Source organism: Enterobacter sp. B79-1, assembly GCF_057444735.1.
In genome coordinates this window covers 268757-281400 of record NZ_JBYAZJ010000001.1, presented here as the reverse complement: position 1 = coordinate 281400, position 12644 = coordinate 268757, and the positions used below count along the sequence as shown (strand labels likewise).

The 12644-nt window shown below is 50.6% G+C and carries 15 protein-coding genes; 3 read left to right on the top strand and 12 right to left on the bottom strand.

What is annotated here, in order from left to right; genetic code table 11:
• Positions 1 to 61: 61 nt before the first annotated feature.
• Entirely contained in the window at positions 62 to 280 is a 219-nt protein-coding gene (locus tag AC2T6E_RS01400) for a cold shock domain-containing protein (RefSeq protein WP_042719078.1), read from the top strand.
• Between the two features lie 241 nt (positions 281 to 521).
• Here AC2T6E_RS01400 and AC2T6E_RS01395 read toward each other — a convergent pair whose 3' ends face one another.
• Positions 522 to 686, bottom strand: coding sequence for a YnfU family zinc-binding protein (locus AC2T6E_RS01395; protein WP_213729873.1), 165 nt, complete (start codon positions 684 to 686; stop codon positions 522 to 524).
• A gap of 147 nt (positions 687 to 833) precedes the next feature.
• On the opposite strand from AC2T6E_RS01395, the gene AC2T6E_RS01390 reads away from it, so the two are divergent.
• Both AC2T6E_RS01390 and AC2T6E_RS01385 read left to right on the top strand, forming a co-directional pair.
• Positions 834 to 1061, top strand: coding sequence for a hypothetical protein (locus tag AC2T6E_RS01390; protein WP_025910815.1), 228 nt, complete (start codon positions 834 to 836; stop codon positions 1059 to 1061).
• Positions 1062 to 1233: 172 nt separating this feature from the next.
• Positions 1234 to 1572 (top strand): hypothetical protein, encoded by a 339-nt coding sequence (locus tag AC2T6E_RS01385; protein ID WP_125913632.1) that lies wholly within the window; start codon positions 1234 to 1236, stop codon positions 1570 to 1572.
• Between the two features lie 373 nt (positions 1573 to 1945).
• Here AC2T6E_RS01385 and AC2T6E_RS01380 read toward each other — a convergent pair whose 3' ends face one another.
• The 11 genes from AC2T6E_RS01380 to AC2T6E_RS01330 all read right to left on the bottom strand — a co-directional run bounded on the left by AC2T6E_RS01380 (position 1946) and on the right by AC2T6E_RS01330 (position 12623).
• Positions 1946 to 3214, bottom strand: coding sequence for a Y-family DNA polymerase (locus tag AC2T6E_RS01380; protein WP_214597481.1), 1269 nt, complete (start codon positions 3212 to 3214; stop codon positions 1946 to 1948).
• 2 nt (positions 3215 to 3216) lie between these two features.
• Positions 3217 to 3636, bottom strand: a complete 420-nt coding sequence (locus AC2T6E_RS01375; protein ID WP_325842442.1) for a translesion error-prone DNA polymerase V autoproteolytic subunit — start codon at positions 3634 to 3636, stop codon at positions 3217 to 3219.
• Positions 3637 to 3819: 183 nt separating this feature from the next.
• A complete protein-coding gene (locus tag AC2T6E_RS01370) occupies positions 3820 to 5115 on the bottom strand; it encodes a phage tail fiber protein (protein ID WP_325842441.1) in 1296 nt (431 codons plus the stop codon).
• 60 nt (positions 5116 to 5175) lie between these two features.
• Positions 5176 to 5409, bottom strand: coding sequence for a phage exclusion lipoprotein Cor (cor, locus tag AC2T6E_RS01365; protein WP_214597479.1), 234 nt, complete (start codon positions 5407 to 5409; stop codon positions 5176 to 5178).
• A 107-nt stretch (positions 5410 to 5516) separates the two neighbouring features.
• Positions 5517 to 6188, bottom strand: a complete 672-nt coding sequence (locus AC2T6E_RS01360; RefSeq protein ID WP_251999088.1) for a hypothetical protein — start codon at positions 6186 to 6188, stop codon at positions 5517 to 5519.
• Entirely contained in the window at positions 6189 to 6503 is a 315-nt protein-coding gene (locus AC2T6E_RS01355) for a hypothetical protein (RefSeq protein ID WP_214597477.1), read from the bottom strand.
• Positions 6504 to 6545: 42 nt separating this feature from the next.
• Entirely contained in the window at positions 6546 to 10097 is a 3552-nt protein-coding gene (locus AC2T6E_RS01350; protein ID WP_486690277.1) for a TipJ family phage tail tip protein, read from the bottom strand.
• A 52-nt stretch (positions 10098 to 10149) separates the two neighbouring features.
• Positions 10150 to 10779, bottom strand: coding sequence for a tail assembly protein (locus AC2T6E_RS01345; RefSeq protein WP_063137831.1), 630 nt, complete (start codon positions 10777 to 10779; stop codon positions 10150 to 10152).
• A gap of 32 nt (positions 10780 to 10811) precedes the next feature.
• Positions 10812 to 11522, bottom strand: a complete 711-nt coding sequence (locus AC2T6E_RS01340; protein WP_251884540.1) for a C40 family peptidase — start codon at positions 11520 to 11522, stop codon at positions 10812 to 10814.
• Position 11523: 1 nt separating this feature from the next.
• Positions 11524 to 12279, bottom strand: coding sequence for a phage minor tail protein L (locus AC2T6E_RS01335; RefSeq protein WP_181821490.1), 756 nt, complete (start codon positions 12277 to 12279; stop codon positions 11524 to 11526).
• Complete coding sequence (locus AC2T6E_RS01330; protein WP_063137829.1) at positions 12276 to 12623, bottom strand: phage tail protein; 348 nt, start codon at positions 12621 to 12623, stop codon at positions 12276 to 12278. The genes AC2T6E_RS01335 and AC2T6E_RS01330 overlap by 4 nt, the downstream gene beginning before the upstream one ends.
• Positions 12624 to 12644 lie beyond the last annotated feature (21 nt).

The window sequence follows — 12644 nt, the reverse complement described above, 5'->3', positions numbered from 1 at the left end:
CCAGCATACGTTTCTTATCATGAGCTTGCTTGTCAGTTTGAAATGTTCAAACGGAGTTTGTATGTCATCTAAAATCATAGGTCTTGTTAAGTGGTTTAACGAAGATAAGGGGTTTGGCTTTATCTCCCCACTCGATGGAAGTAAAGATGTTCTTGTTCACACTTCTTCCCTGCTGGGAGAAACATTTAATACTCTATTTGAAGGACAAAAAGTCAAATTCGCTATCATAGCTGGAACTAAAGGTCCAATCGCTGCAAATGTAACACTTTGCGATAGATAATTTTAGATAGTTTACTTAAGGCAACATGACTTTATCAGTGAAAGGTGATGTTCGATTACTCACATCATTACAACAGGCCAGCATATTTACTTACCATCAAGTTTGCTGACCGATGTGATGAAATGCAGGACTGCTGCATGAACAGTCTCAAAGCAGAAGCTAACTGCTTATAAAATACTAAAGTGCGTAAGAGGTTAGGCAGCCTCCAAAAGCATCACTTCTTATTTTTTTAATAATTTATTTAGAAGCGCTGGGAAGATTTGAACAAAGCACAGCAGTATGGGCACACCAACTGAGCCCCCTTTTGTACACGATTGTAACTATGTTCGGAATCTTTTGAGCAGTTTGGACAAGGACATTTTACTAAATAATTTCGGCGGAATTGAGTGTTTTTACGTGCAGACATAGACTTCTCCAGTTCAAATGGACCGTTACAGTACACGTTAAGAAAGTATAATGCTTGTTTTAATTTCGAAAGAGGAAAAAAAATGAACAAACAGAACCCTTTCGACCACCTGCAGGGGCTAGAAACCCTAAAAATACATGGTGATATATGAAAAAAGTAATCATTTTTTTTAATGGTAAGCCAAGTAAAGTTATCACTGTGCTTAAAGGAGTGACATCAATACGCGAAGAATATCCTAATGGAGAAGTGATAAACCTTCAGATAATGTCAGCAGGTTTTCCCTCTTTAACAGGTGACCATGAAGTGGTTTATGTGGCATCAGATCGAGAGCTTACCTCTCAGGAAATATTAGATGCGGCGCAAAAGTATCTTTGACGCCAGGGATTCAACACCAACATTCATGAAATAATTATTATAACTACGTTTCATTTTTATAGCCTGTTTAATGCAGGCTTTTTTTACCCCCATACAGACATTTATAATTAAGATATGGACATTCAACACCATGGCAATATCACTCTATTGCTGAAGCAACCATAAGGCTTCCATGAAAATCCTACATTACACAGTATTAATAGTTGCTGAAGCCCAATCCTCAGATAATAATATCAACCCTCTCATCTTGGATCTCTTGCATGACCGAAACTATTCAAGTAAGTCAAACCGAGGCATTAAACTTCCACCCCATGCATTCGTTGGTTCAGAGGGTCAGGCAGTTTTAGAGTGGGAGTCTGAAAAAGATGGAGCAGAAAAACTAAAAAAAAGACTCTACCAGATGCTTCATCGAATTATACGTTTAGAAGAATGTCCCACAGCAATTTTTCTAATGATTTGCCCAGAAGATAAAACATTAACCTTTGTTTCAAGACTTAAATTAAAAAAATGAACATCGATGTTTTAACCTTCACCATCTGAAAATACTTTGACCGTGCAAACTGCGAAAAATCATGATACACATCAGTAAATACTGTATCATTTGCTAAGCATTGCTGTTACATTCGGTTTAATGATGAATCCTCCTCAGCGGCAGGGCTAATTAACCTGATGATTTGTATATCAAGCGGCTCATCGTGAATTTCTGAAGCAGCGAGTCACGAGTGGTTAGTTCAATGACTCACCGGGAGGCACCCGGCATCATATCCGTGAGCCCCTGTATAATTGCAGGGGCTTATTTACATTACAAAAGCATAGTCGTAGACATATTATTGTTAATACTCATAGCCGGTAATTAGGCTCGGATGAATGGACCGATTAAAGAATCATCTAACTTTTATTAGGTCTGAATACCTCGTAGTATATCGTGGAGATAACATATCCCGTTTCATCTGCCACTGCTGCTGTATGCCCTGTCCGGCAAAGTAGAGTGTTCCTTTTCCGTTTTTTGCGTTCAGGTGATCGAGCACTTCCATCAACCTTTCGCTACCAGCGCGCGGCGCGTTCTCATCGAAAAGGTTCAGCTGCGCCACCCCTTGGCTGAAAAAATCTCCCAGCATGATTCCTGCCTTTTGATAGCGGTGCCCGTCCTTCCAGATTTTGTCCAGGCACTTTACCGCGGCGTTGATAATGTCGCGGGAATCCTGAGTGGGTGTAAGAAGCTTCATAGATGCACTGTTACCGTAATACGGCTCGTTAAGCGCAAAGGGAGAGGTTTTCACGAACGCAGAGATAAAGCGGCAGTACTGATGCTCACCACGCAGTTTTTCAGCACCACGGGCGGCATAGCTGCAGATAGCCTGGCGCATCTGCTCATACTCAGTCACGCGTTCGCCGAATGACCGACTGCAGACGATTTCCTGCTTAGCTGGTGCGAACTCTTCCAGATCAAGACAAGGCTCGCCGCGCAGCTCCCGGACTGTCCGCTCGAGTACAACGTTAAAGTGCTTCCTGATTATCCACGTGCTTTGTTCGGAAAGGTCCAGCGCAGTTTTGATGCCCATGGCGTTCAGCTTCTTGCTGATGCGCCTGCCGACGCCCCAGACATCCTCCACAGGCACGATAGCCAACAGCCGACGCTGCCGATCGACATTTGACAGGTCAACTACCCCGCCCGTCTGTCGCTGCCATTTCTTTGCGGCGTGGTTAGCGAGTTTAGCGAGTGTTTTCGTCTGAGCAATGCCAACGCCAACAGTAAGGTGCGTACGCTTCAGAACCGTAGCGCGGATCTCTTTCCCAAAGTCAGTCAAATCCCGGCAGTTCCTAACGCCCGTCAGGTCACAAAAAGCTTCATCGATACTGTAAATTTCGACGCGGGGGCTCATTTCTTCCAGCGTCGTCATTACCCGGTTCGACATATCAGCGTAAAGCTCGTAATTGCTGCTGAAGCAAACTACGCCAGCGCGCCGGAAAAGCTCCTTTTGCTTGAAAAATGGCTCCCCCATGGTGATTCCTGCCGCTTTTGCTTCTGCGCTGCGTGCGATTACACAGCCATCGTTATTTGAGAGAACGACAACAGGACGCCCTCTCAGATCCGGCCTGAATACAGTCTCGCATGATGCGTAGAACGAGTTCACATCACAGAGAGCAAACATATTCAGCTCGCAGATTTAACGATGAAAGTCACGACGCCGAAAACGTCCAGCGTGTCTTCGCTACCAACAACAATCGGACTATAGGCGCTGTTCATAGGATTGAGTTGCACTGTCGGGCGCAGCTGCAGGCGTTTAACAGTAAATTCCCCTTCGACTGCCGCGATGACAATATCTCCGTGCTCAGCAGTGTGCGAGCTGTCGACGACCAGCAGATCACCGTCGCTGATACCGGCTTCGATCATAGAATCACCCGCGGCTTTGACGAAATATGTCGAACTCGGGTGAGCGACAAGTAACTCATTGAGATCGATACGCTGTTCAACGTAATCAGCCGCTGGGCTTGGGAAACCACACTGTACTAAGTCACTGAAAAGCGGGAGAGCAATAATTTCTCGCAGTTCTGCAGGCCTGATAAACTCCATAATGCACACCTCAAATACTGTTTTTATATACAGTAGTTTCATTTGGGTATGCACGCAAGACACAGGGTCTGTCATGGCTGATTAAAGCTTCGCCGTTTCGTTTCTAAGTTTCTATGTCGCTTCGAATTATGAGTATTGTAAATTTTATGGCCGTAACCCTTTGTGAGCAGATTAAGCCGACCTTTATTCACCATCACCGATAGTCATGACCATCTCTGCAGCTCTGATTTTTTGGTTGTACAAAGAATCGGCAGGCATTTCGACACGCACGGACACAAACTGATCACGGGGTATATCGACCGGGTCGCCATCATTGATACCCTGTAGCTCGTTCCTTGCGAACTCAGGCGCGGCAGGATGCGTGCGGTGATAGGTTTTCACAAGCACGGAGCCGTCGGCATTGACTTCGTAATCCAGCCAGATCAGCGGCTGCTTATTGCGGTCTGTCGGGATATCAAAACCGCCATCAATGCCGCCCCACGCCGCGTCTGAATTCAGCCCTTCACATCCTTCTATTAAATATTCGCCTGTGCCCAGGCGGGTTACAGTACAGCCCTCTGATTCAGCGTTATTCTCATACCTACCGTTGGAAAACAATTTCACAACGGGCGAAGCAGCTTTAAGCGTGCCATCGCTGGCTTTCGTTGTGTTAGCCGTATTGTAATATTTTGTCCATGAGGCAGATTGCGTTGAATTATTAATCAGCCCAACATAAAACTCATCTCTGGATATTAGAGTTACCCAAAATTGATCAACATAAACACTGTTAGCTAGTCCAATAAATCGAGTATTTCCTGAGCCCGCGGGCATACCAGTAGCGGCGGAGGCTGAGCCTGCCCCCAAAAATGAATAAAAACCCGTACATTTAACGTCGAACACACTATTGAGTAATCGTGTGCCATTCATATTGCCAAAACTAAAATCGCCAACCTTAAGTAAACGGCCTGTCGTAGTGTCATAGACATCTGTGGTGGCATCCTTCGTAGCGCTACTTCCTAAACCGAGGTTTGTGCGAGCGTCTGCTTCGTTCGTTGCCCCTGTCCCGCCCTGTGCAATCGGGATGGCTCCGTTACTCCCTTTCTGCGCCAGTTTGCCAATGCTGGGGATCGTAACAGGGGTGCCGTTGATGGTTACGGTGATATTCTGGTTTGCTGAGGTGGTGGCGAACGCCTCCCACGCGCCAATATTCTCGTCATACTCTTTGATGAGCTGCGACATGGCCTGTGCCAGGCCGTCGACTGAGATATTGTCTGACACAAGGATTCCATACTTCTGGCCGCTCAGCGCCGGGGAAGCAGTTGGCGTAACCGTCATTGACGTGGCGCTGTTCACGGATGAAATCTGGAACAGCTGCACCGGGTTAGACATGACGATAATCGTCTGGCCAGCGCGAACCTGGCTGGCGGGTGCCGTCCAGTTCGTGCCGGTCCCGGTTGCAGTGTTTCCGTTAATGGCGATGGTGCCGGTGTTATAAAGCATATTTTCTCCAGGCAATAAAAAAACCTCGCCGGAGCGAGGTTTTTTTTGAAACAGAATGAATTATTGGCAGGTGGTGCTGGTGAACGTGTTGGCACTAACCCAGGTCCAGTTAAAGGGATAACCGGCGCGGTACTGAGTCTGATTGTTTTGTTTACGTACTCCGTAAATCTGGACGCTGCTTTCCTGCCCGCCGATAAGGGCTGTTCCGGAACACACAGGTTGCTGTTTCTGAATAACGCCAGCGCAACCGGAGAGCAAAACCGCCACCGCCAGGCAAAGAATCATGTTTTTCATAGTGGTTATATCCCAGGGCATTCACAAGGTTACACAATAACAATATGAATCAATGGGATATAATTGATTTGGTAGATCAATTATCCAAAATTGATCGTTGAAAACGATCAATCATAGTTGGCGCAGTTAATGGCCATGATAACGTTTCTCATGTTTGAGTACGCGACGTTTTGCAGGCTCCCGGTGGGGGTTGTCTGAGGTCTGGCAAATATCCGCGTATTGCTCCCCTCAAGTTTCGCCATGCTCTTGTATATTGCCGAGTAAGGCTGCGGCTGACCGCCCGCTGAAATAACCCCTGTGATTAGACCGAGCATAACAGGCATGCAGGCCCACTTCCCCGCCCGGGTTGTGTTGATGTTGTAGCCTGAGCTGGCATCCACTCCGGCAGTGCCTATGGTAACGACATCGCCGAGCGTGCGCGTCTCGTGGGTTAAAATCAGGGTCCCTGATGCATCCCACACGGCCATCCCGTAATCTGGCTTTGTCTGGGGGAAAATTGAGAAAAAATAAACGTACGCTGTGCCGGTTGCATTAGGTCTGAGAAAATCAATCGTGATGGTGTTTCCACTTACCGTCTGAGTGATTTCCACCTCAACCGTGCAATGAACGAAAGCCACAACGGGCTGACCTGAGGGAAAGGTGTGCGTCACCTTGGTATTGAAACCCGATGTCCCCTGCAGTGCCGCTGTCTTTCGCGCCTGTAATGCAATTGGCGAGCTGTTGGCGGTAACCCACACCTCACCGCTCGTCGTCGTCAGTAAACCGCCGTACTGCGCCATTTATGCCCTCTCAATCTGGAAAATGAGAAAAGCTGCAACAGCGGGTTCAGTCCCTGCTGAGTAGTCGGTATCCCCCACAGAGGAAACCGTTGCAGTACCGCCGGAGATGGTTATCTTCCTTCTTCCAGTTCCCCACTTATCATCGTTCATGGCCTGAAAGTAGGTCAGTTTGCAACCCGGTGGCAGGGCAACGGAATAAGAGCCTGTTTTCTGGTTAACGGCCAGTTGCAGATAGCCACAAACGCTGACTGGCTTAATTCCATAGTTGTTAACCTTGCCTGATGCATTCCATGTTTGAACACCGTATTCCGCCATCGTATCTCCTGAAAAAATAGAGGCCCCGCAAGAGGCCTCCCGTCACCATGTACCAGTGATTCTCCCGATCTGCACCCTCAATACATTGTTGGAGTCCCGTACACTGATCGTCTGATTGGTCTGTTTCATGGCCCCCTCGCCAGCTGTCGAACCGTAGTTCTCAAACGTACCGGCCTTATCCAGCCTCCACCCGACTGAGCCAGCCACATAGTTATTCGACTGGATATAGTTGCCGATTTTGGCGTTCTCAATGGTGCCGTCTTGGATGAAGCTGGCCCGGATGAATGTCTGCCCGTTCTGGATCACGAACGGCAAGGCCACGCTGTTACCGGCCGCCGTGGTGACTGCGAAGCGATCTGCCAGGAAGATAACCTGCGACTGCATGCCGGATGGCGTATTCTCAACGCCGATCCCCATCCCCGCGGCGTAATACTGCCCGTTGCTGGAGACACCAACCTTGATGTTGTACATCGCGCTGAGGTAGCCGTTTACGTTCGCTATGGCCTGAGCGTTGGTGGTGATGGCTGAGGTATGCCCGTTCACCGTCGCCGTGATGCTGTTTACCTGCGTGGCCATAGCCTGCTGGTAATCGGAGAACGTCTGGTTCAGGCTGTTGATGGATGCCTTGTTGCCGTTAACGTCCGTCTGCAGGCTCAGCAGCGAGCGCGCCGTTGCCTCCCTGTCGCTGACAATCACTTCATCAATGCGGTCCAGATTCGCGCTATTGCCGGCGACCGATGCAGAAAGGGTTTTACGCGTGGCCACCTGAGCGAGGTTGGCCTGGATTATCGCAATTGCTGAGTTCTTCACCCCGCCCGTCATGCCGTCCATAGAAACGCTGATGTTGTCGATTCGCTGGCCCAGGGCGGTATCAGCCGTCGCAACGGTCTGCTCAAGCTGACTGAGTGAAGACGAAACATTCCCGACCGTGCTGGAAAGCTCATTAACGCTGGTCTGAACCTTCCCGACGTCCTGGGCATTTTTGGCGATATCCTTCGCCTGCTGCTCCAGTTCGTCGTTGGCCTGTTTGATATCGTTAGCCATGCCAGCAATTTTTTCGTTGCTGTCCACCGCGTTCTCGATCAGGTCTTTGAAGGTATCCGAGTCTTTAATCTCCTCCAGGATCACATCGGTGATGTCGGACACATCGATACTGGCCTGACCGCGCACCCATCCTGTGTACCCTGATTCGTTGCCGCTGCGGTCCACCAGCTGCGCGCGGTACCAGAAAATCTGCCCAGCCTTAAGGCCCATCTGCTGATATTTGCGTTGCGGATAAGGCACATCGGCCAGCAGCATCGCATCGTCCTCGGTACCGGTCAGGCTATACTGAATTTCCGTCTTCAGCGTGTCGTCGGTATTCGCCGGGAATCCCCAGTTCAGCTCGATACCGAAAACCACATTTTCAGAAGCGATGAAGCCAACCGGCTTCGGTGGGTTGCCCACTTTACCCGTCAGCGTTTTCTCTTCTGAATAGCCCCATCCGGACGAGATTTCTGCGGCATTGATTGCGCGCACGCGCACCAGGTAGCGCCCGGCATAAATCCCCGGGACGTCGAATGATGTGGTGGAGCTGCGCGGCACGTTAACCCAGTTCCCGTCGTTGCGGCGCCATTGCGCTTCATAGGCGATAGCGTTCTGCGCCTGGTCCCAGCTCACGCGCATCGTTTCGACGCTGATATTTTGCTGCACCACAGAAAACGAGCTGATGACGATGTTCGCAGGCGGCGACTGGTTGCCCGGCGGGATCACGCTCACCGGCCGCTGGTCAATGATGGCTCCGGTATCAATGCGATCGAATTTATCCGGATCGTGATTTGCACCGACGATTGTGAACGTGCCGTCATTATTATCAGTTACCGTAATAACGCGATACTGCTGCGCGTAGAGCTCATCAGACTCAATGACCCATACAGCCTCAGCCACAGGCGTTTCACTGTAAGCGGTCGTAACAGTCACTTTATTGCCCGTTATCGACTGAATGGTGCGTGACTGTGAAACACCCGATGGAAGATTGACAATCATCCTGTCGGCTGCTGAAGCATCCGGCGCCCTGTCCAGCGTCAGCACGCGACCATTCACCGCAGAGATACGGCCGCCCAGGTCGCGCCCGGAGAGATTTCGGTCCGCTACAGCGATTACATAGCCAGGCTGCGGAATGTTGCCATCTTCCCCTACATTGAAAGTAACAACGCGATCTTTGTTGTTGGTGAGGATCCCCCATCGCCCTTTCCGATTCGCTTCCGACTGACGGGTACAACCGATAGCCGTTATCTCAAGTTGATTAAACCCATAACGCGCAACCAGCGCCTGCTCAAAAACAGGCTCCATCGCATCAGAATAAGCGTTATCAGGATCAGACCAGGACACCAGCGCATTGGTGTAACGGTTCTTTGTGGTGCTGCTGGAATAGGTAAAGCGCCCATCAATAACGTTCGCATGCGTGTATGTAAAATCTACATCTCTCGGCATGTCCGCCAGCGCCACAATCTGGTCGTCGCCCCAGTAGGTCATCCCACGGAAGATGGCAGCAAAATCACGCAGGACCGTATAAGCGTCGTTGCGTTCCTGTATGTACACGTTGCAGGTATAGCGTGGTTCGGTACCACTTCCGCCTTTGCCGTCCGGTACCATTTGATCGCAATACTGTGCAACCTGGTAGAGCGTCCATTTATCTATGTTGGCCGTTGTAAGACGATCCCCAAGTCCGAAACGGTCGCTAACCACGAGGTCGTAGAAAATCCATGCAGGGTTATCGGTCCAGGCCCATTTAAATGTCCCAGTCCACGTACCGCTATAAGTGCGGGTTTCGGGGTCGTAAGTATCCGGTACGCGGATAACGCGGCCGCGAGGCTCGCAAGAGATCTGCGGGATAGAGCCGTTAAACTGGCTGGAATCGAATTCGATGTAGAGTAGCGCTGTGTTGGGATAGCGTAACTTGGCGTCAATCACCTCAGTGAAGCTCTGCAGCATCATCGTGTCGCCAATCTTCGCGCTATTTGCGTCAGCTGTAATCTTGCGCAGCCTGATGGTCCAGGTACTGCCAGCCTGAGGTAAATCAATACGGTGGCTGCGCTCGTAACCTGACGTCGTTTTGCCGGTCACGCTGGTATTGAGTACCGTATGCCATGTGCCGCCGTCCGTCTGCAGGTCAATCGCATAATTAACCGAGTAACCGACCAGATCGCCGTCGTCCTCCTGCTTGAAAAGCGAAGGCCATTTCAGACGCAGGCGAACCGCTGAAAGCTGCGTATTGGTAAACGTGCGCGTCCACGCTGTAGCGCTCGATACCTCAGTTCCCACGTTGATTTCGTTTTCGGTACCGGGTATGCCCTGAATATATTTTTGCGCCTGAGTTCCCGCGCGAAATTCCCACGTAACGCCGCTGAAGTTTTGAGAGCCGTCAGCATTCTCCAGAGCCGTTCCGTCCAGGTAGATATCTTTCGCCGTCAGCTGCCCTGCAAATTCACCCTCCCCCAGTGCAACGAGGATTTTTGCCTTTGCAACAGATTGCAGATCATCAGGCTGTTCGGTAGGGGTTCGGGAACTTGAGCTGCCGCCCTTGCGGCCTTTTATAGCGATTGCAGTTGCCATATTGCGCCCATAAAAAAAGCCACCCGAAGGTGGCCTGAAAGAAGGTATTTATTTATTGCTGATCTTCGACATAAATCCCGGCAGAAATAATCGCGCCGCCGATTCGCCGGCGGCCATAAAGAAGTGGTACCGGATTCCCCTGGGCTGTCGTGTTTGTTACTCCACCAAAGGCGTAGCTGGCTTGGTTATCCGCAGATTGCTTACTGGCGAGCCCGGTTGTCTGTGGAGAAAGCATCTGGACTACGCCGCCGATCGCCATTGATGCCCCAATCCCCGCCACAGCGCCCCATCCACCAGCGAAAGCGGTACCACCAATCCCAATCGCGGCCCCTCCCGTGACGAACGCAGCAACAGCGACAAGGGCAACCCCGAGGATTGTCTGAAACACCCCGGCTCGCTTACTGCCGATGATCACCGGCGCGATGCGGATTTCCTCTGTGCTCCTGTCCATACTGAGCTCATCGTTTAAGAGGTTTCGTTTCCCGCTGAATACCGCATAAGTTAAACCTCGTTGCTTACTGGTATTCAGGAAACGCTCAAAACCCGGCACGATAACGCTCAGGGCGCGGATGGCCTCTTTAGGTGAAGCTACTGATAAACGATATTCACGCCCGAAGGTGGCGCCTAGCACGCCGTACAATCGAATTGTGCGGACCGACTCAACATTGAGTAATGCAGCCATTTTTCCCCCATAAAAACTGCCACAGGCGGTTATCAGAAACAGTCTTTAAAGCGCAGTATTTTCATTGTGCGCTCACGCCAGTAACCGCCATAAGGTACGCGCTGGCTCAGATGCCCATAAAGGTGATGCAGTAGCATGTTGCCTTCCAGCAGAATCCCCGCATGATTCCACTTATCAGCCTGAACCTGCATGATCACCATATCGCCAGGTTTTGGCGGCCCGTCGAATTCACGGAATCCGCACTCATACCAGCAATCCTGATAGAAGTTGTCCGGGTAGTCGTTTTCCCACCAGGGGTAATCGACCCGGTAATCGTGAAGCTCTATCCCGTGCGTTTGCCGGTAATAGCTCATCACCAGACCCCAGCAGTCGAAGTGACCAAGCACAAACGGGCGCTCCAACAGCGGCAGTTCACCACGCGGCTGGATGGTCCGTAAATCCCCCTCCGGCCAGCTCACGATATGCCAGGGTAAAAGGGTTGCATCGCATTGCGCTTTATCCAGCTCGCTCGGTTGCGTCGTGGCATTCGGGTGACTGTGAGCGATGGCGATCACCTTCCCCCAGTCTTCTGCAGCTGCATAGTCTTCGGGGCAAAGTACAAAATTGTCCTCCGGCGCTGCGGCAAGATTCCGGCACGGGAAATAACGTTCAACACGGCTTTTCTGCGCCACCACGCCGCAACACTCGCGAGGATACTCAACTGCAGCATGAGCCATAATCGCATCGATGGTTTTCTGACGCATATCAGCTCCTGATCAAAGACGTGCCAGGGAACCCACCGAACGGCAGTTCGTTGCCGTCTCCATGCCGGAGCTTACAGGCCGTAAGCGTGCCGTTGCATTCGTCCAGAGAGGGGTCGCTCACCGAGTTGTTGTTTTTATCGAAATAGCGGGTTCCGGCATAGTCGCAGCCATCGCCGGTGCGATATTTATTCCGGATACACCAGGTACACAGAGAATGAAGTTGACGTGTAGGGATCATCTTTCCCTGTAACGACATCGGGCTATCGAGCACGAATTCGATACTTTCGCCCGGAATTTCGCTGCTTTTGCTATCAAGGTAAAAAACTCGTTTTCGGACCTGTTGCGGATCAGCTGTTGCATTACCTGCTGGGAAGTTCTTCGCATCGAGATAATGCGAATAGGTGTCATGGATAGTGACTTTCGCCTGTAGCATATCGTCATAGGCAAGGCACAGCGCTGTAATCTTGCTATCGATATCTGCAACCGTGAGCGTTGGCTGGGCACTGTTGCCGTCTGTGGAGGCTTCTAGCCCTTCAATTTGATACGGCCAGGCGGCATATTCTTCCCCCTGCCACCAGATGCTTTTCGCCTTCAGCTTTGATTCATCCCCACCAGCGGCGGCGATTTCTTCTTCCGTGTGCGGGAGGTTATACGCGTGAAATCGCAGTACATCATCCACGCCGAACGTAGAGCCATCAACTTCGATAAGCCGGACTTTATTGCCGGGCTCAAGGCTTTGATAGTCTGCTGTGATCATGGTGCGTACGCCTGTTTGAATGTTGCGGAAATGGTCAGAACGTTGCTGGATAAGGGCTGTGACTTGATTGATTCGGCCTCAATCCGGTAGAGCCCAGTTTCGCCAACTGGCGATGTCCAGATGAATGATTTGGTGACGTGAGAACGAAAGAACTTCAGGGCCTGAAGCATGTCCGCCTTTTTCCCCGTGAGTGTGACAGGCCATGACTGTTTTTCAGGGTTAATGCCTTCCCCGGCGATCTGCTCATAGCCGTCGCCAAAGGTTGCAGAGCGCGTTTTAAGGCTGAACGATCCCTCCATTCCCGCCTGTATCTGTGTTCGCCAGGTGAACGTTTCCAGGGCCATGTTTGCTCCATAAAAAAAGCC

What these genes read in the sequence shown, in the direction of transcription:
- AC2T6E_RS01400 (WP_042719078.1), top strand. Translation starts at nt 62, where the DNA reads ATGTCATCTAAAATCATAGGTCTTGTTAAGTGGTTTAACGAAGATAAG.
- AC2T6E_RS01375 (WP_325842442.1), bottom strand. Translation starts at nt 3,636, where the DNA reads ATGGAGTTTATCAGGCCTGCAGAACTGCGAGAAATTATTGCTCTCCCG.
- AC2T6E_RS01355 (WP_214597477.1), bottom strand. Translation starts at nt 6,503, where the DNA reads ATGGCGGAATACGGTGTTCAAACATGGAATGCATCAGGCAAGGTTAAC.
- AC2T6E_RS01345 (WP_063137831.1), bottom strand. Translation starts at nt 10,779, where the DNA reads ATGGCTGCATTACTCAATGTTGAGTCGGTCCGCACAATTCGATTGTAC.
- AC2T6E_RS01380 (WP_214597481.1), bottom strand. Translation starts at nt 3,214, where the DNA reads ATGTTTGCTCTCTGTGATGTGAACTCGTTCTACGCATCATGCGAGACT.
- AC2T6E_RS01340 (WP_251884540.1), bottom strand. Translation starts at nt 11,522, where the DNA reads ATGCGTCAGAAAACCATCGATGCGATTATGGCTCATGCTGCAGTTGAG.
- AC2T6E_RS01395 (WP_213729873.1), bottom strand. Translation starts at nt 686, where the DNA reads ATGTCTGCACGTAAAAACACTCAATTCCGCCGAAATTATTTAGTAAAA.
- AC2T6E_RS01360 (WP_251999088.1), bottom strand. Translation starts at nt 6,188, where the DNA reads ATGGCGCAGTACGGCGGTTTACTGACGACGACGAGCGGTGAGGTGTGG.
- AC2T6E_RS01390 (WP_025910815.1), top strand. Translation starts at nt 834, where the DNA reads ATGAAAAAAGTAATCATTTTTTTTAATGGTAAGCCAAGTAAAGTTATC.
- AC2T6E_RS01350 (WP_486690277.1), bottom strand. Translation starts at nt 10,097, where the DNA reads ATGGCAACTGCAATCGCTATAAAAGGCCGCAAGGGCGGCAGCTCAAGT.
- cor (WP_214597479.1), bottom strand. Translation starts at nt 5,409, where the DNA reads ATGAAAAACATGATTCTTTGCCTGGCGGTGGCGGTTTTGCTCTCCGGT.
- AC2T6E_RS01385 (WP_125913632.1), top strand. Translation starts at nt 1,234, where the DNA reads ATGAAAATCCTACATTACACAGTATTAATAGTTGCTGAAGCCCAATCC.
- AC2T6E_RS01335 (WP_181821490.1), bottom strand. Translation starts at nt 12,279, where the DNA reads ATGATCACAGCAGACTATCAAAGCCTTGAGCCCGGCAATAAAGTCCGG.
- AC2T6E_RS01330 (WP_063137829.1), bottom strand. Translation starts at nt 12,623, where the DNA reads ATGGCCCTGGAAACGTTCACCTGGCGAACACAGATACAGGCGGGAATG.
- AC2T6E_RS01370 (WP_325842441.1), bottom strand. Translation starts at nt 5,115, where the DNA reads ATGCTTTATAACACCGGCACCATCGCCATTAACGGAAACACTGCAACC.